Raw genomic sequence first — 23,278 nt, 5'->3', positions numbered from 1 at the left:
GTAAAAAGTATATACAGCGCGCTCTTTTAAGTAGCTTGTAGTATAAATCCCATGTTATGCAACTGTTTTTAGCCACCTGGTTCTTTCTTTCAACGTTTGGCACTTCTCCCCGGGAAGTATATGCAGCCACCACACCCTGCGGCCAGTTAATAAGACCGCTGCATAATATCCCCGCTAATAAAGATTGCGCCCTTGTGAAATGGGAACTTACCCTGTTTCGTGACCCTCGTACACAGCAGCCCACCACTTACAGGCTAACGGGGGAAAGCCGTCATATTCTGCCGGATAATAATTATTCCCAGCCAGACGTCAAAAGCGAATCTGCCGGTAAATGGAGCATTCAGGAGGGAACGGGGAAATTCACTGGCTATCTCATTTATCAACTGAATCCATCGGTACGCTTTGTAAAACTAAATGATGATCTCCTGCATCTGCTGGACGAACAGGGCCGTTATATGACCGGCGATCCCTTTCAAAGCTATACCCTCAACCGCATCAAATAGATCCTATGCAAAAGATATTGCTGCTGATTATGTTTATAGTATCTGCCGCAGAGTTACAGGCACAGGTTCTTCCCAAAGATTCCATTCCGCCAGGCTCCGCTACCCTGGCTTTTTATGAAGGCAGAACCGCCTGCCGGGAAATTTTGCCGGTATTGAATATGCCGCACCGGGAGGAATGCGCTAAACGGAAAGTATGGCTGGTGTTGTATGTAGACAAGGTCACCCATCTTCCTTCGATGTACAGGATAGGAGGTATGGGCATAAGGTCCGGTACCGGAAAATGGGCAATAGAGAAAGGAATACCTCATCACCCGGAAGCCATAGTATACAGGCTGGATATGGGAGAGGTAAGCCTGTTCTTACTGAAAGGAGACGAACAGGTATTGTTCATCCTGGATAAACAAAAGAATTTCCTCGTAGGCAATGCGCAATACAGTTATACCCTGAACCGGGTGAAGGATAAGAGATCCTGGAGCAAATGGAGGGAACTGATCCACAGCGGAGCGTCTTTTTAACAGGAATTCGTAAATATCTAAGCGCTTATGCACTCCCTTTAGACAATCACTAACGCCCAATGCACTCCCTTTGAACAATCGTTAACCCCGCTTTATAGCACCTTAAACGTTCTCGAAACTTGATGTATATCAAGATTTTAGGGGGCTATTATCCGTAAATTCGGGTATTAATTAACCAAAACAAATTTTATGGGTAAACAAAGAAGTATCGTAAGGTACACAGGTAAGGTCGGCAACACGGTCGGCTATTACCACAAAGGGAAGCTCTGTATTCGCAGCCTCCCTGAACACGTGAACATCAGCGAGGCCACGAAACGCTCCGCCACTGATTTCGGCACGGCCAGCAAAGCCGGGAAACTGGTCCGCCATGCACTGAAGCCGGAGCTGGGGATCCGCCACGACAGTGATCTCACCAACCGGCTGAACACCTCCATGCTGAAAGTCCTCTATGCAGGCAGCAAGCAAAGAGGGGCCAGGAACATCAACCGCAAATACCTGGACATGCTGGCTGGCTTTAAGCTCAACGTGAACACCGAGCTGGACAAACTCTTGCCCTTCAAACCACAAGTGGTGCAGAACGCCAACAGCCTCCGCATTGCCATACCGGCTATTGAAGAAGGAGGTATCCGTCATGCAAAGAACACCACTCACATTGAGCTGAAAGCTATTGCCGTAGGGTTGAACTTCAGCGAAGGGAATTATGAGCAGGCTGTCTCTGCTAAGGTATTGATCGATCTGCGCAAACCTGCTGCAGCAACGGAGCTGGTGCTTCCCTTTAAAGCAGGAGATACAGAAACCATTGTAGTGTTCCAGGTGAGAGCCTTTAGCGAAGAAGGAGGGAAGCGCTATGCATCAGGGAACCGCAAATACTTTGCGGCCGATATCATTGATGTCATTCCCTCGCTGCCGGAGGAAACTATTGTACCAACGTATAACATCGAACGGGAGCAAAAGCCGGTATTCATGTGGAAGGATACCCTCGTTGTTCCCCAAATGGAATAAGGCCAGGGGAGGCGGGTGACAGGAATTAACGTGAAGTAAAGGCCTCCGCCGGGATAACTATGTGAAGGCAGCAAAAAATGCACTAAAAATGAACGATCTTCAACAAAAAACGACTTTTCTTAAAGGCTACGGCATAAAATCATGCCCAAAACATACCCTATCATACTCAAATTGCATCCAATTCCTCTCAAAACACACCTGCCAGCCGAGATCAACATCCCTTCAACTTCTCTTTCACCCCATCTCCACCAATCTCCCGGTTATCTGCCGTCAATCCCTTAACTGCACTATATCTTTCCCTTATACTATATCCAATGATCAATACCAGACTGCTTCTTCCTAAGAACCTCTACTCCCATAAAGCCAATAACATGCTCCCTCCTAAGAACCATAGAGCCCCCTATGGCGCTCAATAACCTTCATCAGTCTTTCATAACGCACATCCGTAGCCTCAATTCCCCTCAGCCCCTCCAGTTCCTGCTTCCCCAACTGAAACGTTACATCCTTAGCCAGCTCTTTGCTTTGCACCACATCCCGGCAGTAAGTAACATGAATATCCTCCCCGGTATAATCCGTACTGAATATAATAACCCGGTTCAGCATATTGAACAACTCTATATAAGCATATAAAACACCGCCACCACCGTGCAGGTGTATGATATGGGAAACCTCGTCTTCTTCATGTATATCAGAAACGGGTAAATAGTAAAAGGAAACAGATTCCTCCTCCCCGCGAACAAAAGCCTTCACCAGGCCAATATATTCTTTAGGATACCCCTTCGACAAATAATAGTTAAGGCATATTTTAGCAATAGCACGGTCGCAGTCTATAACACCCAACTCAGTGGATAATGAATGCACCCCACGATCCAACGGAATTTTCAGCAAACGCCCAAAAATACCCAGCTGTCTCCCCAACTCAAAATCGATTGTTCTCCCGAACGCTTTGTTACAGGAAGCGCATAAGAGGTTATATCCCTTCCTGAAGCCCCCGATAGAAGCATTGATAATATGCTCCACCGACCTGTTTTTCCTGTTCAGGATAACGCCACAATTGTAACAGTTCATGCGGCAAAAATAGATATATTTGGCGGTGATGACACAATATGAATACTTTAAGCTTTTTCATGCTATCAGCAAAGCAGATTACGACCTGCTCATCAGCCAGCTGCAAACAAAGTTCTACCGGAAGAACGACCTCATCATCGTTCCCGGCCAAACGCAGAAAGAACTGTACTTCGTAAAAAGCGGCATCCAGATGTCTTACTTCGCGGCAGAAAAGAAACCGGAAGTGATCGCCTTCACCTATCCCCCGAATATCTGCGCCATCCCGGAATCGTTTTCATTGCAGATCCCTTCAAAATGTTACCTGACCTGCTTAACGGACAGTGAAGTGGATTACATTACATTCGATGATCTCCAAAAGCTGTTCGATCAATCACAACAGATAGAAAGGTTATTCAGGAAGATGACGGAAGCTGTACTGGCAGGGATCATCAACCGCCACCATGAATTACAGGCATTATCTATGGAAGAAAGATATAGAGCCTTCTGCCAGCGAAGCGCCCATCTGCTGCACCTGGTAAGCCATAAATACATTGCTTCCTACTTAGGCATCAGTCCCACCAATTTCAGCAAATTATTCAACACGGTGAAGATCTGATGTTGGTATAGAAGAACTTTTATCTGGAAAGTTGTTCCCAACTTTGCAAATAAAAAGAGATGAAACACGCCTGGTTAAATAAGAACGAATACCCTTTCCCCTCCAAATTCTTCCACATCAACGGGCACCAGCTGCATTACATAGAAGAAGGACAGGGCGATACTGTTTTATTCGTTCACGGAACCCCTTCCTGGAGCTTTGATTTCCGGCACATCATAAAGGAACTAAGGAAAACCCACCGCTGCATAGCCATTGATCACATCGGCTTCGGACTCTCAGATAAACCGGCGCAGTACGACTATTCCACACAGAATCACAGCAAAACACTCGAAGCATTCATTGCACAAAAGAACTTACAGAACATCACCTTAGTAGTACACGATTTCGGCGGTCCGATAGGATTGAATTATGCTATATCCAACCCCGGAAAAATAAAGAATATAATAATCCTAAACTCCTGGTTATGGAGCAGCAGGGAAGATCCCGATTTTATCAAAGTAAGCAGGATCTTAAAAAGCCCCTTATTACCCTTTCTATACCGCTATCTGAACTTCTCCCCAAAGTTCATTCTCCCAAAATCATTCGGCGATAACAAACTCCCCAAAGCATTATTATCCCAGTACACGAAACCCTTCGCAAACAAAAACGAGCGCAACGGTGCGCTCGCATTTGCAAGATCATTGCTGAATGACCAGGATTGGTTTGAAGAACTATGGCAAAATAAACGGCCCATAGAAAATAAACCAGCACTGTTCATCTGGGGGATGAAAGACCCCGTTATTAAACCGGATCACCTGTACAAATTTGTAAGCGGCTTCTCCAATGCCACCATCGTAAAACTGGAAACCGCCGGCCATTTCCCGCAGGAAGAACAGCCTGTAAAAGTAACCAATGCGGTTCTCGGGTTTTTATCACTACTTTAAAACAGGCAAAAGGGATCATCCTTACGTTCTTATCTCCCTCCGCATAAAGAGAAAATAAGAAAGCGCAAAACACACCACCGTTGCAGCAATCAGCCCGCTCACCTGTGGCCATACCACCAACAGGCTTTCACGAACAGATAAGGGAGAAGGAATGGCGCCTGCCATCTGTTCCATGGTTAAAGGCCCCAGGCTGCGTACGGAAGGCATCAGCAATGTAGTGGTAGCATCCGAATAGAGCTGGCTGGGCACTAAACGCAGGAAGGTTAAGATGATGCCGTTATAAGATATCACCTGGTCCTGCGTGAGCTGATTGGGATCAGGCAGAAATGCCTTGATCGCAATATTCAGGATGATCTGGTAGAACACCGTAAAGAACAGCCAGATAGCAATGGCTGTAAGCGCAGAGGTAGCTGCCTGTTTGAACTTAACGGATAAAAGTATGGAGAGGTTCAGCCAGAACGCTACGTAAATGATGCTTAGTAATACAAAGCCAAGGATCCGTATAAATTCAGATGGCTCAATGCTTACGCCGGTAATATACAGTCCGCCGCCTATCATCAGCAGGTTGAGGGAAAGGAAGAGCGTGCTGATCACGATCAGCGATGCCACAAATTTGGCGTTGAGCACCGCATCCCGGTAAACAGGTTGCGCCATGAGCCTGATCAGTGTACCGTTAGACTGTTCGGAATTGATGGCATCAAAACCAAGACTGATCCCCAGCAATGGCCCCAGAAATCCGATGAATACATGGAAAGGCGGAAGCGCGCCATCCGATGTGGTCAGCAATTTCAGGTATAAGAAGAGCCTGTCCGGATCATCATAATTTGAAACGGCTTTGCTGATATTGATCATAGACACATACATGGACGCAAAGAAGGTGAGCAGGATCAATCCTCCCAGGATGATAAAACGCCAACTGCGCACCTGGTCTGCCACTTCCTTTCTCACCATTACGGAGAACGGCGAGGGACTAACGCTTTTTGAACTTGCCGAAAAAAGACCGTTGAAAAAGGCCGCTTGACTTTTCATTAGAAACGTTTTCCTTTATATTATTTTCGAAATATTGTTGATAGATCTCATCCAGGCCATAACTTTTCTTCTGCACACTGCTAACGTCAAAACCCTTTCCCACAAATAACCGTACGATGTCCGGCGTAATATCCTTTTGCCCGGATATCTCCACTGTTCCATCTGTTGCCGTTACCTTTTCAATGCCGGGCATTTGCAGGAGCTCGCTTTCCGGTACTGTACCGGAACCGGTGATCTGCACTACATAAGGAGCTGCTTTAAACAGGTCTGCCGCCAGTTTGTTTACATTCCCTTCTGCCAGTAATTGCCCGCCCACGAAGATGCCTACACGATTACATACCTGCTGCACCTGGTGCAGATGATGAGAGGAGAGGAGTATGGTTAATCCCCGCTGCTCACTCAGTTGCTGAATGAGTGCCAGGAAATCCCGCACCCCTGTAGGATCAATCCCAAGCGTAGGTTCATCCAGGATGATCACTTCCGGTTGTTTGATCAGCACATCCGCTAATCCAAGGCGTTGTTTCATGCCCCGGGAAAAGGTGCCGGTTTTCTTATGCATGGCATTTTCCAGCCCAACCTCCGCAAGCATTTCACGGGCACGGTCTTCTGCTGCAGTTATGCCGTTCAGCCGTCCTATATAGCTGAGGTTTTCCAGTGCCGTGAGTTCGTTATAAAAACCCACGTTATCCGGCATATAGCCCACTTTTCGTTTAACAGGAATGGGATTGCGTGATGCATTGATCCCGCAGATCTGCGCCATACCCGAGGAAGGTTCTGTTAAACCAAGCAACATGAGTATGGTGGTGGATTTACCGGCCCCGTTAGGGCCCAGCAACCCGAAGATCTCACCTTTGCTGATAGACAGGTGAAGATTGTCCACGGCCTTCAGGGAGCCATAGTATTTGGTCAGCCCAATGATCTCGATGATTGGTTGTTCCATAATGTACTATCTCCTGCCATATTTACGGATAAGGTAATAAACAGCGCCCAGTGCCGCGAGTATGATCAATATGCCCAGCCATCCCGTGAGGATAGAAGTTTTAACCGTCATGCGGAAAGCGGCATTCGATGTGGCGTTGGTATTCTTAGCGGTGAAAGTGGTCACGTAATCACCGGCGATAGTTTTGTTAGGTACCTTCAATGTAACGGTAACCGTGGATTCTTTATTAGGTTCCAGCTGTTTAATGGTAGCCGGTGAAAAGCTGGCTTCCCATTGGGGAGGCGCCTGTGCAGAGAGTTCCAGGTTGTCCAGCGCAATGGTACCAGTGTTCTTTACCACCAGCTGAATTTCCCGGCGGCTGCCTTCTGTGATATCATCGCTGAGCCTTCCGGAAGGGGTGGAGAGGGTAACATTATAAGTACCCTTCACTACGGCTTCCAGGTTTAGTTTGAGCGAATCTGTGCCTGTTAATGCGGTTACCGTGATGTTGTACTTGCCGGGTTTGGTTTCCAGGGCAGGATTGATCTCTATGTTGATGTCCTGCGTTTTGCCTGAATCCACGTTGATGGAAGTTACCTGGTAACCTTCTGTTTTGTAAGCAATGTTCCATCCCGGAGGTACATTGGCAAAGAGCTGATAGATCCGCGGAACTTTGGCTGAATTGGTAAGCCTGGCATTGTAGGTGAACGTGGTGTTGGCTGCTGCTTCAAGGTTGATCAGTCTTGCTGTAAACGGGGAGCTGGTCTGTTGTGCGATCCCCTTTGAACTGAATAAAACGCAGAATAGAAAAAGTGCCTTGATTGGCCACTGGTACTTTACTTTACGTGCTAACATAAGATTAATAAATAATGATTATTCTTTTATTGAAATAATAGCTATTTACCTTTCCTAAACGGCGACGAATTTAAAAAGAATTATGAAATTCTAAAACAAAAAATTCATTTCCGGGCTTAAAATTTCCTTAAAAAATTCTCAGTATAGGGGCCATGGGGGCTGAGAGCCAATCACTGACCGGTGGTTAGGTTATTCATCTCTGCAATAACAGAATTGATCACCTCATCTCCTTCGTTCATCAGCTTGAGGATATTGATAGCCCGCCAGAAATACATTCTGCCTTCTTCTACTTTGCCTTTGGCAAATAAAAACCTGCCCGTGGCTTTGCAAGCAGCAAGTGTTTGGGTCCAATCCTCAAAACCTTTGCTGTCGGCCAGCATTTTGTAATATAACAGGGCATTTTCTGCGTCCCCCTTCTTTTTATAATAAACAGCCAGATCGGTGAGCACCACAGGATTGAGATGGCCATCTTTCAGATAAGCCTTAATAAGATGTTGCAAAGGCGCAGCAAAACTTTCTTCGCCCAGGTCTGTCAATAGGTATATCAGGGAAGGATCATACTGGTCAAACCGGCCGGGATGTTTTTTAAATAATGAAGCCATCATCCGGGACGCTTCGTTTTTATGTGTTCCATAAGTATGCTCTGCATATCTTAAAAACAGCGCATTGCCTATAGCGGTTTCTTCCTCCATTTTTAATCCGGCAAAATATTTCAGAAAGGTCATGGCAAAAGGAGATTGCCATATATGACCGGAAGCCAGGCGCAGGGCTTCAGATGGGGCATTGGAGTTGGAAAGAAAAATGAACGTGAGTTTCTTTGCAGGTACTCTTATGAATAACGCCGCATAAGCATCCGCATGGCCATAATGCCAATGGATCTTTTCTCCTTTTATTTCTTCGGTGAACCAACCTATGCCATAGGGGATCCGGGTGCCATCGTTTAAAATGCCGGGTGTGGTGATTTTACGATAACTGGCAGCTGAAATAAGCTGACCGTTATCATATGCATTGGTGTATTTAACCAGGTCATCGATGGTGGAAAGGATGCCTGTAGCCGGGTAAGCCTTTTTCCACCTGTAATTGAAAGTATCTTCCACAAATGCCTGCTTTGATCTGTCGTACAGGTAAGGTTTGGCTATCCGGGCAAATGCCGGATCATCTTTCTTTTCGGGGAATCCTGCCAGCGTATGCATCATATTAAGCGGTGTAAATATCCGCTGCTGCAACTCGTAGTCGTAAGCTTCAGAGAAAGGGGCATGAGCGCCTGCTTTTTCAAAAAGTCCGTATATAAAATTAAAGCGCCGCCCGTTATAAACGAATGTAGAACCCGCAGTGTTTCCCTCAGAAGTATGTGATAGAAAATGCCTGAGCCGTGAATTGGGGTCGATATTATAAGGCCAGCCAAAGTAGGTATTAATGAAGCGGTAATTAAGAACATAATCTTCCAGTGATGCCTTGCCTTCCTGCTCATACTGCATCACCAGCGCTGCAGTAAATGTTTTGGTAACAGAAGCTATCTGGAACAGTTGCTCTTCTCCCATAGGGATCTGCTTCTCTATGTCTGCATACCCTTCCATCTGACGGTAGATCACCTTTCCATCCTTTACTACTGCCAGTGAAAACCCTGGTAATTGTAAAATATCCGCCTGGGATTTGAATTCTTCTTTATATTGAGCACTAACACGGCTGCCGCATATGATTGAAGCTATCAATATCGGTACAAATAGCTGAAAATTCATAGATGAATATACATTAATTTAGGAGCGAAAATACCTGATAAAGTTATCATGCAAAAAAAGCTGTCCTATTTCATCGCTGTTCTGCTGTTCTTAGCAACAGCCACGCAGGCTCAAACCAAAAAACAAAACTTCCACCTCTATCTCCTTGCCGGCCAGTCCAACATGGCAGGAAGAGGGATCGTAGAACCGCAGGATACCATTGGCAACCCACGCATACTGAGTTTGAACAAAGAAGGCAACTGGGTGATCGCCAAAGACCCCGTTCACTTTGATAAAAGCGCGGCCGGCGTAGGCCCCGGGTTAACCTTTGCCCGCGAAATGCTGAAGCAGGACCCGAACATCGTCATAGGCCTGATCCCCTGTGCCGCAGGCGGTTCCGGAATAGATAACTGGCTCTATAATCAATACTGGGAACAAACAAAATCCTATCCCTGGGATAACGCCGTTATGAGAACAGAACTCGCCATGAAAGAAGGTACACTGAAAGGTATCCTCTGGCATCAGGGCGAATCAGATTCCGCTCCCGAAAAAGCGAAACTTTACGCCGGTAAGCTGGAAAGCCTGGTGATCAGGTTCAGAAAGGAATTCAACCTGCCTAAATTACCTTTTATTGCAGGCGAATTACCGGAGTTCAATAAACGCGCAGCAGCAATAAATACCCAATTATATGAAGCTGGCAAAAAATTACGGTTTTATGGGGTGGTATCGGGGAAAGGGCTCACACCCAATGCAGACAACCTGCATATAGACGCAGCCTCACAACGTATATTCGGAAAGAGGTATGCCGAGAAAATGAAGCAACTCTAATTTGATACGAATGAATGAGATAATGATTCAAAATGACTATCTCTTTATCATTTATCCTGTTAATTTAACCCGCATGAGAATATTATTCATACTCTTCCTTGTATGCACTTTGCAAACAAGCGCCCAGAACCCTTACAAAGAACTTCCACTCGGCGCCATCAAAGCAGATGGCTGGCTGAAAGAAATGCTGGTACGTCAGAAAACCGGCTCCACCGGCAACCTGGACAAGCTCTATCCCTTAGTGATGAACAACCGCAACGGATGGCTGGGAGGTGATGGCGACCAATGGGAACGTGGCCCTTACTGGATTGATGGCTTATTACCGCTCGCTTATATTTTAGATGATAAAGAACTCATCGCCAAAACCAAACCATGGATAGAATGGACGATCAACAGCCAACAGGCAGATGGTTACTTCGGCCCCTCAAAAGATTATGGTCCGGAGCCTGGCATACAAAGAGATAACAGCCGCGACTGGTGGCCCAAAATGGTGATGCTGAAGGTACTCAAACAATACTACTCCGCTACGCAGGATCAAAGGGTCATCAAACTGATGACCAACTATTTCCGCTACCAGCTAAAAGAACTCCCCAACAATCCTTTGGACAAATGGACCTTCTGGGCAAGGTACCGCGGTGGCGATAACCTCATGGTTGTCTACTGGCTCTACGATATCACAAAAGATGCTTTCTTGCTGGAACTCGGCGAACTCATTCACAAACAAACCTTCGATTATACCACCGCATTCCTCGAAAGGAATATGCTGGCTACCGAAGGAAGCATTCACTGCGTGAACCTTGCACAAGGCATCAAGGAACCCATCATTTATTACCAACGCCATAAAGAACAAAAATACCTCGATGCTGTAAAAACCGGTTTCGCAGACATTCGTAAATTCAATGGCCTGGCCCATGGATTATACGGGGGAGATGAAGCCCTCCACGGCAATAACCCCACACAGGGCTCTGAGTTTTGTTCCGCGGTAGAGATGATGTTCTCACTGGAAAGCATCCTCGAAATTACCGGCCAGGTAAGCTATGCAGATCACCTGGAAAAGATAGCCTTCAATGCATTACCCGCACAGGCCACAGATGATTTCCTGTACCGCCAGTACTTCCAGCAGGCTAACCAGGTAATGGCCACCAACAAAATGCGCAACTTCGACACGAATCATGATGGTACCGACGTATGTTACGGCCTGCTCACAGGTTATCCCTGCTGCACAGCCAATATGCATCAGGGCTGGCCAAAATTCACACAGAACCTCTGGTATGCAACCGCGGATGGAGGGTTGGCCGCACTCGTATATTCTCCCAGTGAAGTGAAAACCAAAGACGTTACTATTAAAGAAGAAACAAATTACCCTTTCAGCGAGGATATCAAATTTACCATCACTTCAGTAAAAAAATCAGGTTTCCCTTTTCACCTTCGCATACCTGCATGGTGTAAGAACGCCACTATTAAAATCAACGGCCAGACATGGAAACAATCAGAAGGCAACCAGGTAGTGAAGATCGAACGCGAATGGAAATCCGGTGATGTGGTAGAACTTAATTTACCCATGCACATTTATAAAAACACCTGGCAGGAGAATTCCATTTCCATAGAACGTGGCCCGCTTACTTATGGGTTAAAAATAGGAGAGGAAATGAAGTTGGTGAAATATCCTAATCCTCCGGGCTCATATGGTGGTGAGGAATTCTACGAAGTACGCCCCACCACCCCCTGGAATTACGGCCTCACGGAAGATCATTACAAAGTATCGCAAAGCAGCGCTGTCAGCAAATATCCCTGGAACCTGGAGAACGCGCCGATAAGCATAAAAACCAAAGCCAGGCGCATCCCTTCCTGGCAATTATACAACGAAATGGCAGGCCCACTGCCTTTCAGTAAAACGTACAGGATGGAGACTGCAAAGGAAGAAGAAGAGATCATTCTTATCCCTTACGGCTGTACGAACCTCAGGATTTCACAGTTCCCGGTGCTGAACAAACGGTAAAAATGCTTAGATTTGCTGCTTCAAAGCACCCTCTACCTATCATGATACGTACGATAAGCATTTCCCTTTGCACCTTACTGCTATTTTCCTGCGGAAAGAAGAAAGACGCTCAACCGGAACCTAAACCAGAAATGGTAACCGCCTCGATACAAGGCAGGGTATTGGATGAATCCGGCAGACTCGTAGATAATATCACCGTAAAAACGCTGGATGCTTCCACTATTACCAATAAAGAGGGAGAATTCCGCTTTGATAAGGTGAACCTGGATAAAACGAATGCATTTGTGTATGCAGAAGTAACAGGATATTTCAAAACCGGAAAAACATTCACTCCCCAAACAGGTAATACAGGTTTCACAGAGATCCAGCTCATCCGTAAAAATAAAATAACCGCTGTACCCTCCGCCTCGCCAGGCCTGGTAACTTTCGAAACAAGGAACACCATTCAGTTACCGGACAACGGTATGATCAATAAAACACAAAAAACGCCTTACCAGGGTGAGATCAGCATTTTTGCCAGCTACATAGATCCGGCAACATTGAAAAACACTTCCAAAAGACCCGGCGGCAACTATGGGTACGATAGGTCAGGCAAAAAGAAAGCATTGCGTCCTTACGGTATGCTGGCTATAGAACTGGAAGGCACAGGAGGGGAGAAGTTGCAGCTCGCCAATGGAAAAACCGCCGTTATTAAAATAGCGATCCCTGCCAGCATGGCTCCCACAGCTCCTGCCTCCATTCCCTTATGGTATTTTGATGAAGAGAAGGGCATATGGAAAGAAGAAGGCACTGCCACCAAACAGGGAGATGTTTACACAGGCACCGTAAGTCATTTTTCTTTCTGGAGTGCAGACATGCCGGAAGAGATGATCAACCTCAGCATGCAATTTAAGAACACAGAAGACAAGCCTTTTTCATTTCATAGAATGAGGATCTCAGAAACAGGAAACGACTCTTCCTACATCTATTTATACACAGATTCTTCCGGCCGTATTAATACAGCAGTTCCAAGAAATAAAGAACTGCGCGTGCGCCTGTATAGTACCTGCATGAATGAATTAAAGAATTTTACAGTTCCCCCAATGGCGGAGGATAAGGATCTGAACCTGCTAACGGTGGATGCGCTCACTACCAGGTATGCTATAATTCGTGGTAAGGTAACTACCTGCGATGGCACACCTTTAAGGAAGGGATATGCGCTGATACAGCAAAAGAACGGGCATTCCCGGATGCCGTTAGATGAGCAGGGACAATATATGGCCAGGATTCTCATATGCCAGGGTACTGAAGCAACTATTGCAGTGATAGGCGTGGATACTTTAAACAAACAGGAAAGCACCACGCCCTATTATCAGAAGATAGCACCCGGCGGAGAATATAATATCCCCACTGTACAGGCCTGCGGGTTTACCGGTGAAACGTATTTTGATGTGGTGATAGATGGTAAGACATTTAGTTTTACCCCTCCGGAGTATGGTTCTTTTGGAACAAGGAATCTCTATGCCAGCGGCCAGGATACCGGAACTCATGTTTATACAATGAAGCAGGACGGCTCTTTTTTCCAAAATGTGTCTATAACCTATTGGGGCCCTTCCCGGGCAGGCTATGGCCACCAGCTTAAAGAAGTAAAAGTATACACTGGCCCGGATACAGATCTCAAAGGTATTCTTACTGGAGGGAACTGGTATATAGCAGAATATGGCGTTGCGGGGCAATATATTGCCGGTAATTTTACCATAAATATGGAAAATCGTGCACAGCAGAATAAAATAGTACCCGTAACTATCCGTTTCAGGGTGAGAAGATTAATGTAGGATCATTCAGTCAGGAAAAAAATCCCCAAAAACCAGTAGATACTTCCTACCGTCATTCCGGTATTTTTGCATTTCCCCTTCAAAATCAACCCATAGGGCATTATTTTTGGCTTCGGAAACCAAACTATATGAAAATGAAACAATCCTTTGTGTTGTTAACAATGGCCCTATGCATGGCCTTTTCGATGAACGCCTGTAAGAAAGGTAGTGGTGATAACAAACCCGCCGAACAGGCAGGTAAGATCCCCGGAATGGGAGAAAACACCGGAACCCCCAACGGAGAACAGTTCGTATTGCCAACTGGTATTTCCGTGGTAGGAACCATTAAAGGGGATGATTGCGATACCGTGTACCAGGTAGGTAGCGGCAGCCTCGTAGAGGTTTGTGTGGCACTCTTCAACAGCAAACAGGAAGATGTCACCCTCGTTATCCCGGCCGGCCTTGTCATCCTTGCTACCAATGCTCAGGAATATCAGCATGGTATTGTTATCCAGGAAACGCGTATTACGCTGAAAGCAAACAAGCTTACGCGTGTAAGCATTGATTCGTATTGTATCAATGCAACCAAACATGCGAGCAGGGAAAGCGCTATCTATACCCTCGGCCCCGTTTCTAACAGCACACTGATGAGGGAACTGATCAATCTGCTGAAGAACAAGAAACTGGAAGAAAGTGAATACCCTGAATATGGAGATTACATGGATGTAAATTCAGATGTACAGGACCTGGTGTGGTTAGTTACAGATCATGATGGCCTCGACCGTGCCACTTTAAACGCGATCCTCGCTACTATACCTAACAGATAATAATCGGATGCTGTATTGCAAATGGGAAAAAACATCCCCCGGCTTAAAACCCGGGGGATTTTTATTTGAGGAACAAGAGATAAAAAGGCCAGCGATGAACTTAGGGGCGGCCACATTCAATCCTTCTCCGTGCGGGATTCCAACGGCAAATGCCGCTTAAGATGAGTTTTGTTCCCTCGGGCCCGGGATGCTCTTCACCGTGAATTTGTCTGCTCGGGTCCAGCACGAACTCTACCGAACTGATCTCTTCATTTTTTAATTCAGCATGGAATTCTTCCATAATCGTGTTAAAAGCGGCTTTAAATTTTTCTGAGTTTGACATACATTATTGTTTTTTGGTGATAAAAATCTTTAAGGTATCTGTAACTACGCCAGATCTGGCGTAGGCTGTTGCAATGATCCGCAGGGGACCGGTATAAGTAGTGTCCTTCAGTACAAAAATGGCGTTTACAATCCCCTTGTCATTACTTCCTCCCGGATCGATGGCCCTGAATTCTCCCAGCTGTCCGCCGTTCTCCTTTATGGCATTGAATGTTACAATCTGATGCAGGCTGGGTGTGCCCTGCTGCCTCAACAGAAAAGCCTGTAACGGTGCTTCACTTCCAAAATTGGCCGGTATACTGGCTATGGCAGATTCCAGGTTCACAGCTTCCGGAAATGCCTGCGTAAAGGCCACCAGGACCTGTTTCTCCAGACCTTTGATAGAAGCCGCGACCTTCACTTCCGGCGTAACTTCCAGGGAGGATACAAGTACTGCCGTTACACGCATGGTATCCTCTTTTAAAGCAGCATCCAGTGTTGCTTGTTTAGCACTGTCAGCAAACTTTCCGTGGCTGGTTGTAAACAGGATACCTTTACTGATGGAATAGTCCGGTATAATTGCCGTAACGTTCAGTGTGCTGACGCCATCTGCCTCTATCTGCGTTTTGCTGGCAGAGATCTTCAACAAATGCTGTTCATTTTCTTTTAAGTATTTGTCCTGGTCTGTTTCACAGCCTGCCAGGAAAAGGCATACGAGGAGTTGAGGTAATATTTTCATATACTGTTTTTAGAAGATACCTGCAAAGCTTTCATAAATACCCTTTAACCTGAAATCGATCGAAAGGCTTATATACGGTACTGCCGCTGTTGTTTTTCTCGATTTCAATGGGTTTACTTCTTCTTTCCTATACCATAATGCACCGGATGTTAGTCTTAACCAATCCGTAAATGCCCATCCAAGACCGGTGAAGATGGCCGTATTGCCAATAAGCCCATCCCGTTTGCCCGCTTCTGCAAAGGAGCCTATCAGGGCGCCTCCGTTAAATGAAAGATGCCCCAGTACCCCTTCATTCCCGATGGCTCCAAAAGGGATATTAGTATCCAGTGGCCTGAAGTTGATATGAAAACCCAGATACGCGGCGAAGCCATTGAAAGAGGAGCGCTTATTAAGGCTTCCGTAATACATGAAGCCAAAATCAGGCTTGAGGAGAAAATCTGCACGGGTTTCAAAATTATAGGTATAGCTGTCTGAGTGAAAACTGGATGAGGGGCTAAAGAATATTTCTGAATATTGTTGCAGGCTGTCGCTCAGGTGTTTTATTTTCGCAATACTGTCTTTATACCCTGTTTCTGTTTTCGCCAATTCCGCAAAAATGGCCGCATTCTTTTTTAAAGTATCAATGGCATCCTGTATCTCATCTCTTAATCCTGCATATCTCCTTTCGTGGTAAGCATGCCTGGCATGGAAGTAATCCATTAGTATCAATAACTTCTCCAGCCCTGTGATGGTAGTAGAAAGGTTCTTTAAGCGGGTTGCATAATTGACATTGGTATTTGGCACAAGGGGAATGGTATAAATATCATGATACCCGAATGTTATGCCGGTATCTTTACTTAGCGCCGTTAATCTTAGCAAAGGCGTTAATGCATCGATCTTACCTGTAACAGACCATTCCTGTTGCCAGATGGAATCCTTGCATGCAGGGCATTGCTGGGAATGATTTACAATGGCCCGGATAAGGCCGGTATCTATCTTTACAGGATCGATACTGATCTTTCCCGGTACTGGTTTGGAGGATAACAGCCCTTTTAATAAACCTTCCACCTTTTTGATCGAATCTTCAAGCGTCTTCAGTTGCTTATAGTAAAAAGGTTCGAATACATGAAACGAGTCGATCGTAAAATCCTTCTCACATTTACCGCAACCGGCGTTTTTATTAAGAGAGAGATGATAGGTATTATCACGTTGGAGCTGCTCGTACATTATTCTGGCCTTCATGGTATCAACACGCATGGTGTCAACAATTGCCTGTATACCTTCTATTCTTTTGAAAGACATAAAGACAAGCGTATATCTTTTGTTGGGTTTCAGGGCGGGCATATCAAATTTAACGCCTTTGGTAGATGTGTCCTGCATATCGTAATAGAGTGTTTCGCTGGGTATCACATCCAGCTCTTTTTTCAATGCAGAGTCGCGGTCTTTTTTTGTTTTTAAAGTTTTGTCGTTCCGTATTTTCGCCTTGATACATTTTAAAGATCCCATTCTTTGGAAGCAGCCATCTCTGCCTACCTGGAAAAGGCCCACGTATTTTATAGCGATCTTCTTTTCAGGAGTATACCTGATCTGGAATGGCCGGTCAAAAGGCAGGCTGCGGGGATATTTCCCGGCGGCAACATCTATTACCAGCGGCTCCGTGACCTCCTGCGCGGATACAGCCAGGAAAAGAAACAGGAAGGGGATAATGAAAATGAATTTTTTATGCATAACTTGAATATGTATAGGTGAAATAATATTTGGAGTTTACCCTGGACCTTGATTGATTATACAGCAAAACTACACCGGTTACCAACAGTGAAACAAGGGGGAAAGACCCGTTTATAAAGGGGGTGTTTTTGGGGGATTCACCGGGGATCTTCCCGTGTTTTTGATTTGTGAAGTGAACTAACTTGCGTTCATTCTCTAACCTCAAACAGTTATAACAATGAAGAAAAGTAAATTACTTATCCCTGTTCTGTCTTTAGCACTGCTGGCTGCCTGTGATAATTCAGGCAAAAACACGGAATCAAACCAACCCCAGGCAGATAGTCAACGCCCCCAACCAGATGTACGCCAATCCCAGGTGGATAGTTCTCGTCTAAATACGCACGGCTTTGCTGCCAGCCAGCTCGAATTTTTTCAGGAAGCTTTTAATTCAGCAGACCCCAATGATGGAGAAATTGTGAAGTATGGATTTGCGCAACCTTGTATTCAGAAGTATAGAGCGGAAATGCTGCAACAGGGATTCGATGACACGGATGTGGCTCCGGGTATAAGAGTGACCGTTACTAAAAGGATCATGACGCAAAGTGTAAATTTCCGCGGCTGGAAATTCGGTGATTGGATCTATAAGGTGCTTTCAACTGCCGGCTCCAGGGAGGATGTGGATTTCAGGGTCGAATTCGGGATCTACGATGCCGCATTTATCAGGGAGTATGTTCCCGATGATGCATCACAACAAAGGCCGAGATTAAACAGGATCACCGCGTTTGTTGTTCCTTATAAAACAGGTACCAGCACAATACTTGCCGATCTTCCTCCTGATGAAGAAGTATACAACCTCGGAGGCCTTAAACCCTGATAAATGCACGCAGACTTTTATCAATATTTTCAGTTTTTGAGCCTCCTTGTAGCATTGATCTGCTACAGGGGGCTCAAAGCTTATTCCATCCAGGCCTTTGTTCCCCTGATAATGATTGCTAATATCGCAGAAACCGCCGGCACCAATTATCATGCTTTCGCCGGTTTAGATAATGATTTCATTTATAATCTATACCTGCTTTTTTCCACGCCGCTGAGATTATATCTTTTCGGAAAAATGCTGGACCTGAAACAGAATGAAAAGAGTACGTTCCTGTTTATCACCATACTGTGTATGTTAATCCTGGTACTAAACTATTTCTTTTACCAGGGTATCAATGTATTCAATACTATTTCTGCTATCCTCGTAGAGATCATCAGCATTATCTTTTCCTGTTTTGTATTACTCCGGATGGCCGTTCAGCAAAATATGGAAACCAATTTGCTGCAGGAACCTTATTTCTGGATCAATGCCGCCAGTCTGTTATTTGGTTTGATGTCCCTGGTTGTTTTAGGCTTAGTTCCCTATATCCGCGGTAATCATATTGAACTCTTTGGCATGAGCATGTATTCGCTCATTCTCGCCATCGTGAATATTATCCTTTATTCCGCTTATACTTATTCATTCATATTATGCAGGATACAAAGGGCCAGGTGATCATCACCATCATTGCAGCAATCGCCGTATTGCTATTCATCGGAATCCTTTTCCTGGTGATGATCTGGGCATACAATAATAAAAAACGGCAGATGGAACGGGATAAACGGCAGATCCAGGATGATTTCGAAAAGCAGTTATTACAATCCAAACTGGAAATGCAGGAAGAAACATTTAATACCATCAGCCAGGAGATACACGATAACGTGGGGCAAATGTTGAGCCTGGCCAAGATCCGGCTCAATATCCTTGAACAGCAGGTGCTGACGGGAGTGGAAGGACTGGAAGAAGTAAAAGAGATCATTGGTTCCGCCATGACCGACCTCCGTAATATTGCCAAAAGCCTGAGCAGTGAAAGGATCCATTTACTCAGCCTGCCGGATTGTATACGGGAAGAGATCAGGCGATTGCACAATAGTGGATTGCTGATTACTTTTCACCTGGAAGGGGAGGAGCAGGTGATGGAAAAACAGGTGAAGCTGATCCTCTTCCGTATCATACAGGAAGCATTGCAGAATATCCTGAAACATGCCAGCGCCAGTAATGTAAAGATCCTCTTTAGTTACCTGCCAGGCCTGATGCAGATCAGTGTTACAGACGATGGTGTTGGTTTTGATGTGAATAGCCCGCATCTTCAATTGAACGGCCTCGGCCTGCAGAATATACGTAACAGAACAACCCTCATCGGTGGTGTGTCTTCCATTCACAGCGTTATAAACGGAGGTACCACCATCACCATTAATATACCATATGCCTGATACCAGATACATTGCCATTGTAGACGACCACACGATGTTCAGGAAAGGGTTGGCTGCCCTGATCAACCTCTTTCCCAACTACGAGGTGCTATTCGAATCCGCCAACGGAAAAGAAATGATCTCCTGCCTTCAGCACCACCGGCAACCGGATATTGTGTTGCTGGACATTACCATGCCCGAAATGGATGGATATGCCACCGCGGAATGGCTGCGGATGAACCATCCTGAAATAAAGGTGCTGGCACTTAGCACCATGGAGTCCGAAACATCCATCATCAAAATGATCCGGCATGGCGCCAAAGGGTATATCCTGAAAGATGCGGAACCTTCAGAGTTGAAATTTGCTTTCGATGAACTATTTGGAAAGGGCTTCTTTTTTAATGAGCTGGTCACCCGGAAAGTGATGCAATCGATTCATCAACTGGTGGGCGAAGATTCCACACTGCATACATTTGTAAAACTTTCACCAAGGGAATTGGAATTTATCCGGTATGCCTGTAGCGAAAAAAGCTACCAGCATATTGCAAAGGAAATGTTCGTCAGCGAGAGAACGGTAGATGGATACAGGGAAGCATTATTCAAAAAGCTGAATGTTACCACCCGGGTAGGACTGGTCATGTATGCCATTAAGAATAATTTAGTGCAGCTATAAAGGGCTGAACTGTATCACTATTCCTCCTGTTGCCGGGATCATGAATTTTTTTGTAGTGGTTGGGCTGATCTTTTCATTCTTCTGCATAAAACCCTCCCGCCCGTCTGTTATAATCACCGCTTTGGAACTACGCTCCAGGAAACCAGGACGCAGTACAAACTCCTTCGGCTGTGCAGTGCCGTTAATAACAGCCACATACCATACCTTGCCTTTTCTTTTAGCAAAAGCCGCCAGTTCACCGATCACACTTCCCGGCAGCACTTTCGTTTCATCCCAGGTCACCGGTAATGTTTGCAGTAAGGGAATGATAGGAGCATACAGGGGATCATTCACAATGGTCACAGGGTTCTCTGCCATACATTGGAACGGAGAGTTGAAGAGGTACATTAAAGCCAGCTGATGCGTATAGGTAGTGGGCCCTTTATTGGAAAAGAAACCAGGCGTATAATCTCCATGCCCAACAAGAAAACGGGTGAAAGGAAGTGCCGCATTATGCCAGGCAGGGATCGGTTCCTTCATGATATTCAACTCCATTCCCCTGATCCCTTCCCGCGTCATTTCATTAGGATAGGTAACACTTTCTCCGGTAGGCGCATGGCATCCATGAAAGTTCACCATCAGTTTGCGCGCTGCACAGGCCTGGAGAAAACCGATCTCAAAATCAACCAGCGCTTTCGCTTCGCTGTTCATGAAATCCGTTTTAATACCTACCGCGCCATATAATACAACACTATCCAGGAAGGCATCCCGTTGTGCAGGTTCTCTCAGCCATTTGGAATCCTTCCATACCCATACCTTCACTTTCCTGGCCGCTGCATAGGTGCAGATCTCTTTCAGTTGTTCCCATTTGTTGGCCCAGGCAGTTTCCCATCCATCATCTAATAAAGTATAATTGAATTGCAGTGTAGTAGCCGCATCTATAAAACGTTTTTCTTCCTCCGGCTGCATGTAATTATCCTTACGTGTGATCCAGCTCCAAACGGCTTTACCGGGTTGTATATAAGAAACATCTTTAAATAATGTTTTATCCGGTGAAGGATTGAGCGCTGTTATGATCTGGTTATTCACCAGGCTGTTCAGGTCAGCCGCATGAAGGATCACCCGCCAGGGGGTATATTGCCCGCCCTGTACATCAAAGCTGCTTTCCGTAAAGTTCACCTGCACCGTTCTGTTCCCAATAGCTTCCAGCCGCATACCGCTGTAATTATATAATGCCGCCTCCGTGATCACCATATAGCTTTTATCCGCCAGTTGTACCACGAGTGGTTTCCCTTGTATAGGGCCGGTAGGGGAGATGATGGGAAGGCTGTCGATAGGAGTACTCGTCCACCATCCGGCATAGGATTTCAATTTCCAGTCGCTGTTCCTTTCAAAGAACCATACCCTTGAGGCCGCAGGGATCACAAATGAGGTAAGTTCTTTCTTTATTGTAGTGGCAACCGGGATCTTATAACGGAAAGCACAGCCGTCTTTGAACAGCCGGAATTCCAGCCGGGAATCTATTTCATACACACGGGAGTTACCTGTTATATATTGCCGGGAGATCCTCCCGCTTTTTACGTTCAGCGCGGAAGGTTCAAGGATCATCCGTTTACCCACACTCACGCTATAGGTATTTGCCGATATGGATACGGAGGTATTGCCGGAAGGGTCTGTTAACCGGAGAGATTGTGCATTTGCCTGCAATGATAACAGGCAGAAGATGATATGAATTACGTGGAATCTGGCCATTGTATAGCCAAATTAATAGTAGCCGTTTATTTCCGCTACATGGAAAGGCCCATAAATGAATAGGGAACATTCCCATTTTACGGGAAGGTTCCCAGCCCGCTTTAATCCAGCTTAAAGGACCAGGAGGCTGTTTTGGCACTGCTGATGATATTCACCTTTACAATACCTGAATCCTTTGGCACCTTAAAAAGGAAAAACTTCTTTTTGTAACCATCCGGCGGGATCGAATCCTCCCAGCGGGTAGCCGTAAAAACAAGGTTCAGTTCACAGTTTTTCATATAAGTGCTGTCTATCTTTAACGTTAGATGAATATCGTGCAAGGCAGGCTCGCCATGGTCCAGTACCGCCACTTTATTATCCAGGAGGATAGCCCCCACTGCGTAGGTGGAAAAATCAATATCGGGCGAAGGCAGGAAACGCTTTTCAAAATCTTCTTTCTCCGGGTAAAACGAAGCATCCACCACTGTTATAAACTCAGCGTTATGCCGCAGTCTGACGGATGTCAGTTCTTCTACCGTAAAAGGCTTGCAGGGACCTGTATATTTCTTTTTAACAGGTTTGGCTTTGCAGGAAGCAAATACAAGGAGTAACAGGTATAAGGGTCTCATAGGAAATAAAGATAATGCTTATTTCATTGTTTTTTATGTCAAAATCCCGGATGCCTTTAGCATTGTAAAGAAAGGAATCCTAATTTTGCAGAAATTCAAACAGACAAAATGAAGAACCTTTTATTAATGATCACCTGCTTTACATTCGCGGCTTGCGGAAACATGCAAAAGAACACCACCGCCAACAATGAATTGATCACGGAAATATCCGTTCCGGAAACTGTAAAGGCCGGTAACCCCATCCCTTTAAAATTCACCGTAAGAAATCCCTCTTCCAAAGAACTGAAGTTCTGCAAATGGCATACACCGTTTGAAGGTTTCATGGCCATGTTCCTGGACATCACAGATGCCGGCGGTACCAATGCACAATACAGAGGCGCAATGGCAAAAAGGATCATGCCGCCTCCGGAAGAAGCTTATATTAAAGTACCTGCAGGTGATAGCGTAACCGTTGAAATAGATCTCTTAAAAGGATACCAGATCACCGCAGCCGGTAAATACAAAATCGTTTACCAGGCAGGTGGTATGAGTGGCCTTACAAAAGTGAATGAAACCTCCTTCAACTTAGTGTACTAAGTACGCTTTAAACAATTAGAACTCCTTATTTGTTGATAGTATATCGTAATCCGATGTGAAGTCTGTGTTAACTTTTTAACACGCAAAAAAAAAGCGTGTTTCTGAGTAAATGCAGGCCCATCG

General features: G+C 45.5%; 24 protein-coding genes. 14 read left to right on the top strand and 10 right to left on the bottom strand.

What is annotated here, in order from left to right; all coding sequences use genetic code 11:
* Nucleotides 1-56: 56 nt before the first annotated feature.
* From AAHN97_RS12480 to AAHN97_RS12470, 3 genes are all read left to right on the top strand, one after another.
* Nucleotides 57-503, top strand: coding sequence for a hypothetical protein (locus AAHN97_RS12480; RefSeq protein ID WP_343307963.1), 447 nt, complete (start codon nt 57-59; stop codon nt 501-503).
* 5 nt (nt 504-508) lie between these two features.
* Entirely contained in the window at nt 509-1,018 is a 510-nt protein-coding gene (locus AAHN97_RS12475) for a hypothetical protein (RefSeq protein WP_343307962.1), read from the top strand.
* A 189-nt stretch (nt 1,019-1,207) separates the two neighbouring features.
* Nucleotides 1,208-2,020 (top strand): hypothetical protein, encoded by an 813-nt coding sequence (locus tag AAHN97_RS12470; protein WP_343307961.1) that lies wholly within the window; start codon nt 1,208-1,210, stop codon nt 2,018-2,020.
* 381 nt (nt 2,021-2,401) lie between these two features.
* On the opposite strand, the gene AAHN97_RS12465 is transcribed toward AAHN97_RS12470, so the two are convergent.
* Nucleotides 2,402-3,088 carry an HNH endonuclease gene (locus AAHN97_RS12465; protein WP_343307960.1) on the bottom strand — a complete coding sequence of 229 codons (687 nt, stop codon included), beginning with the start codon at nt 3,086-3,088 and terminating at the stop codon, nt 2,402-2,404.
* Between the two features lie 28 nt (nt 3,089-3,116).
* Here AAHN97_RS12465 and AAHN97_RS12460 point away from each other — a divergent pair, with 28 nt between their 5' ends.
* Nucleotides 3,117-3,683, top strand: a complete 567-nt coding sequence (locus tag AAHN97_RS12460; protein WP_343307959.1) for a Crp/Fnr family transcriptional regulator — start codon at nt 3,117-3,119, stop codon at nt 3,681-3,683.
* Nucleotides 3,684-3,742: 59 nt separating this feature from the next.
* The gene (locus tag AAHN97_RS12455; RefSeq protein WP_343307958.1) at nt 3,743-4,606 is read left to right on the top strand and encodes an alpha/beta fold hydrolase; all 864 of its coding nucleotides are present in this window, start codon (nt 3,743-3,745) and stop codon (nt 4,604-4,606) included.
* Between the two features lie 21 nt (nt 4,607-4,627).
* Here AAHN97_RS12455 and AAHN97_RS12450 read toward each other — a convergent pair whose 3' ends face one another.
* The 4 genes from AAHN97_RS12450 to AAHN97_RS12435 form a co-directional block, all read right to left on the bottom strand.
* On the bottom strand, nt 4,628-5,635 hold the full coding sequence (locus tag AAHN97_RS12450) for an ABC transporter permease (RefSeq protein ID WP_343307957.1): 1,008 nt from the start codon (nt 5,633-5,635) through the stop codon (nt 4,628-4,630).
* Complete coding sequence (locus AAHN97_RS12445; protein ID WP_343307956.1) at nt 5,577-6,575, bottom strand: ABC transporter ATP-binding protein; 999 nt, start codon at nt 6,573-6,575, stop codon at nt 5,577-5,579. The genes AAHN97_RS12450 and AAHN97_RS12445 overlap by 59 nt, the downstream gene beginning before the upstream one ends.
* Before the next feature lie 6 nt (nt 6,576-6,581).
* Nucleotides 6,582-7,409 (bottom strand): NEW3 domain-containing protein, encoded by an 828-nt coding sequence (locus tag AAHN97_RS12440; protein WP_343307954.1) that lies wholly within the window; start codon nt 7,407-7,409, stop codon nt 6,582-6,584.
* Nucleotides 7,410-7,579: 170 nt separating this feature from the next.
* The gene (locus AAHN97_RS12435) at nt 7,580-9,148 is read right to left on the bottom strand and encodes a serine hydrolase domain-containing protein (protein ID WP_343307953.1); all 1,569 of its coding nucleotides are present in this window, start codon (nt 9,146-9,148) and stop codon (nt 7,580-7,582) included.
* A 48-nt stretch (nt 9,149-9,196) separates the two neighbouring features.
* Here AAHN97_RS12435 and AAHN97_RS12430 point away from each other — a divergent pair, with 48 nt between their 5' ends.
* The 4 genes from AAHN97_RS12430 (at nt 9,197) to AAHN97_RS12415 (ending at nt 14,574) form a co-directional block, all read left to right on the top strand.
* Nucleotides 9,197-9,955 carry a sialate O-acetylesterase gene (locus AAHN97_RS12430; protein WP_343307952.1) on the top strand — a complete coding sequence of 253 codons (759 nt, stop codon included), beginning with the start codon at nt 9,197-9,199 and terminating at the stop codon, nt 9,953-9,955.
* Between the two features lie 73 nt (nt 9,956-10,028).
* Nucleotides 10,029-11,954 carry a beta-L-arabinofuranosidase domain-containing protein gene (locus tag AAHN97_RS12425; protein WP_343307951.1) on the top strand — a complete coding sequence of 642 codons (1,926 nt, stop codon included), beginning with the start codon at nt 10,029-10,031 and terminating at the stop codon, nt 11,952-11,954.
* A gap of 41 nt (nt 11,955-11,995) precedes the next feature.
* Entirely contained in the window at nt 11,996-13,768 is a 1,773-nt protein-coding gene (locus AAHN97_RS12420; protein WP_343307950.1) for a carboxypeptidase-like regulatory domain-containing protein, read from the top strand.
* Between the two features lie 128 nt (nt 13,769-13,896).
* Entirely contained in the window at nt 13,897-14,574 is a 678-nt protein-coding gene (locus tag AAHN97_RS12415; protein ID WP_343307949.1) for a hypothetical protein, read from the top strand.
* A gap of 100 nt (nt 14,575-14,674) precedes the next feature.
* Here AAHN97_RS12415 and AAHN97_RS12410 read toward each other — a convergent pair whose 3' ends face one another.
* From AAHN97_RS12410 to AAHN97_RS12400, 3 genes are read right to left on the bottom strand one after another with little or no spacing between them, the layout of a single operon-like run.
* Nucleotides 14,675-14,896 carry a hypothetical protein gene (locus tag AAHN97_RS12410; RefSeq protein WP_343307948.1) on the bottom strand — a complete coding sequence of 74 codons (222 nt, stop codon included), beginning with the start codon at nt 14,894-14,896 and terminating at the stop codon, nt 14,675-14,677.
* A gap of 3 nt (nt 14,897-14,899) precedes the next feature.
* Nucleotides 14,900-15,613: a hypothetical protein gene (locus AAHN97_RS12405; RefSeq protein WP_343307947.1), complete on the bottom strand. Its 714-nt coding sequence runs from the start codon at nt 15,611-15,613 to the stop codon at nt 14,900-14,902.
* A 9-nt stretch (nt 15,614-15,622) separates the two neighbouring features.
* Nucleotides 15,623-17,320 carry a hypothetical protein gene (locus AAHN97_RS12400; RefSeq protein WP_343307946.1) on the bottom strand — a complete coding sequence of 566 codons (1,698 nt, stop codon included), beginning with the start codon at nt 17,318-17,320 and terminating at the stop codon, nt 15,623-15,625.
* Between the two features lie 217 nt (nt 17,321-17,537).
* Here AAHN97_RS12400 and AAHN97_RS12395 point away from each other — a divergent pair, with 217 nt between their 5' ends.
* Genes AAHN97_RS12395 through AAHN97_RS12380 form a run of 4 tightly spaced genes read left to right on the top strand, consistent with a single transcriptional unit; the run spans nt 17,538 to nt 20,240 of the window.
* On the top strand, nt 17,538-18,173 hold the full coding sequence (locus tag AAHN97_RS12395; protein ID WP_343307945.1) for a hypothetical protein: 636 nt from the start codon (nt 17,538-17,540) through the stop codon (nt 18,171-18,173).
* A 3-nt stretch (nt 18,174-18,176) separates the two neighbouring features.
* Nucleotides 18,177-18,830, top strand: a complete 654-nt coding sequence (locus AAHN97_RS12390; RefSeq protein WP_343307944.1) for a hypothetical protein — start codon at nt 18,177-18,179, stop codon at nt 18,828-18,830.
* Nucleotides 18,806-19,588 (top strand): sensor histidine kinase, encoded by a 783-nt coding sequence (locus AAHN97_RS12385; RefSeq protein ID WP_343307943.1) that lies wholly within the window; start codon nt 18,806-18,808, stop codon nt 19,586-19,588. Before AAHN97_RS12390 ends, AAHN97_RS12385 begins: the two co-directional genes overlap by 25 nt.
* Nucleotides 19,581-20,240 carry a response regulator transcription factor gene (locus AAHN97_RS12380; RefSeq protein ID WP_343307942.1) on the top strand — a complete coding sequence of 220 codons (660 nt, stop codon included), beginning with the start codon at nt 19,581-19,583 and terminating at the stop codon, nt 20,238-20,240. Before AAHN97_RS12385 ends, AAHN97_RS12380 begins: the two co-directional genes overlap by 8 nt.
* On the opposite strand, the gene AAHN97_RS12375 is transcribed toward AAHN97_RS12380, so the two are convergent.
* Nucleotides 20,235-21,971 carry a glycoside hydrolase family 97 protein gene (locus AAHN97_RS12375; RefSeq protein ID WP_343307941.1) on the bottom strand — a complete coding sequence of 579 codons (1,737 nt, stop codon included), beginning with the start codon at nt 21,969-21,971 and terminating at the stop codon, nt 20,235-20,237. The two genes, AAHN97_RS12380 and AAHN97_RS12375, sit on opposite strands and share 6 nt — an antisense overlap.
* A gap of 101 nt (nt 21,972-22,072) precedes the next feature.
* A complete protein-coding gene (locus tag AAHN97_RS12370) occupies nt 22,073-22,579 on the bottom strand; it encodes a hypothetical protein (RefSeq protein WP_343307940.1) in 507 nt (168 codons plus the stop codon).
* Nucleotides 22,580-22,687: 108 nt separating this feature from the next.
* On the opposite strand from AAHN97_RS12370, the gene AAHN97_RS12365 reads away from it, so the two are divergent.
* On the top strand, nt 22,688-23,155 hold the full coding sequence (locus AAHN97_RS12365; RefSeq protein ID WP_343307939.1) for a hypothetical protein: 468 nt from the start codon (nt 22,688-22,690) through the stop codon (nt 23,153-23,155).
* Nucleotides 23,156-23,278 lie beyond the last annotated feature (123 nt).

This window comes from Chitinophaga niabensis, assembly GCF_039545795.1.
Lineage (GTDB): Bacteria > Bacteroidota > Bacteroidia > Chitinophagales > Chitinophagaceae > Chitinophaga > Chitinophaga niabensis_B.
Note: the sequence above shows the minus strand (reverse complement) of the source record. Positions and strands in the feature narration are given on the sequence as shown.

What these genes read in the sequence shown, in the direction of transcription:
- AAHN97_RS12480 (WP_343307963.1), top strand. Translation starts at nt 57, where the DNA reads ATGCAACTGTTTTTAGCCACCTGGTTCTTTCTTTCAACGTTTGGCACT.
- AAHN97_RS12475 (WP_343307962.1), top strand. Translation starts at nt 509, where the DNA reads ATGCAAAAGATATTGCTGCTGATTATGTTTATAGTATCTGCCGCAGAG.
- AAHN97_RS12470 (WP_343307961.1), top strand. Translation starts at nt 1,208, where the DNA reads ATGGGTAAACAAAGAAGTATCGTAAGGTACACAGGTAAGGTCGGCAAC.
- AAHN97_RS12465 (WP_343307960.1), bottom strand. Translation starts at nt 3,088, where the DNA reads ATGAACTGTTACAATTGTGGCGTTATCCTGAACAGGAAAAACAGGTCG.
- AAHN97_RS12460 (WP_343307959.1), top strand. Translation starts at nt 3,117, where the DNA reads ATGACACAATATGAATACTTTAAGCTTTTTCATGCTATCAGCAAAGCA.
- AAHN97_RS12455 (WP_343307958.1), top strand. Translation starts at nt 3,743, where the DNA reads ATGAAACACGCCTGGTTAAATAAGAACGAATACCCTTTCCCCTCCAAA.
- AAHN97_RS12450 (WP_343307957.1), bottom strand. Translation starts at nt 5,635, where the DNA reads ATGAAAAGTCAAGCGGCCTTTTTCAACGGTCTTTTTTCGGCAAGTTCA.
- AAHN97_RS12445 (WP_343307956.1), bottom strand. Translation starts at nt 6,575, where the DNA reads ATGGAACAACCAATCATCGAGATCATTGGGCTGACCAAATACTATGGC.
- AAHN97_RS12440 (WP_343307954.1), bottom strand. Translation starts at nt 7,409, where the DNA reads ATGTTAGCACGTAAAGTAAAGTACCAGTGGCCAATCAAGGCACTTTTT.
- AAHN97_RS12435 (WP_343307953.1), bottom strand. Translation starts at nt 9,148, where the DNA reads ATGAATTTTCAGCTATTTGTACCGATATTGATAGCTTCAATCATATGC.
- AAHN97_RS12430 (WP_343307952.1), top strand. Translation starts at nt 9,197, where the DNA reads ATGCAAAAAAAGCTGTCCTATTTCATCGCTGTTCTGCTGTTCTTAGCA.
- AAHN97_RS12425 (WP_343307951.1), top strand. Translation starts at nt 10,029, where the DNA reads ATGAGAATATTATTCATACTCTTCCTTGTATGCACTTTGCAAACAAGC.
- AAHN97_RS12420 (WP_343307950.1), top strand. Translation starts at nt 11,996, where the DNA reads ATGATACGTACGATAAGCATTTCCCTTTGCACCTTACTGCTATTTTCC.
- AAHN97_RS12415 (WP_343307949.1), top strand. Translation starts at nt 13,897, where the DNA reads ATGAAAATGAAACAATCCTTTGTGTTGTTAACAATGGCCCTATGCATG.
- AAHN97_RS12410 (WP_343307948.1), bottom strand. Translation starts at nt 14,896, where the DNA reads ATGTCAAACTCAGAAAAATTTAAAGCCGCTTTTAACACGATTATGGAA.
- AAHN97_RS12405 (WP_343307947.1), bottom strand. Translation starts at nt 15,613, where the DNA reads ATGAAAATATTACCTCAACTCCTCGTATGCCTTTTCCTGGCAGGCTGT.
- AAHN97_RS12400 (WP_343307946.1), bottom strand. Translation starts at nt 17,320, where the DNA reads ATGCATAAAAAATTCATTTTCATTATCCCCTTCCTGTTTCTTTTCCTG.
- AAHN97_RS12395 (WP_343307945.1), top strand. Translation starts at nt 17,538, where the DNA reads ATGAAGAAAAGTAAATTACTTATCCCTGTTCTGTCTTTAGCACTGCTG.
- AAHN97_RS12390 (WP_343307944.1), top strand. Translation starts at nt 18,177, where the DNA reads ATGCACGCAGACTTTTATCAATATTTTCAGTTTTTGAGCCTCCTTGTA.
- AAHN97_RS12385 (WP_343307943.1), top strand. Translation starts at nt 18,806, where the DNA reads ATGCAGGATACAAAGGGCCAGGTGATCATCACCATCATTGCAGCAATC.
- AAHN97_RS12380 (WP_343307942.1), top strand. Translation starts at nt 19,581, where the DNA reads ATGCCTGATACCAGATACATTGCCATTGTAGACGACCACACGATGTTC.
- AAHN97_RS12375 (WP_343307941.1), bottom strand. Translation starts at nt 21,971, where the DNA reads ATGGCCAGATTCCACGTAATTCATATCATCTTCTGCCTGTTATCATTG.
- AAHN97_RS12370 (WP_343307940.1), bottom strand. Translation starts at nt 22,579, where the DNA reads ATGAGACCCTTATACCTGTTACTCCTTGTATTTGCTTCCTGCAAAGCC.
- AAHN97_RS12365 (WP_343307939.1), top strand. Translation starts at nt 22,688, where the DNA reads ATGAAGAACCTTTTATTAATGATCACCTGCTTTACATTCGCGGCTTGC.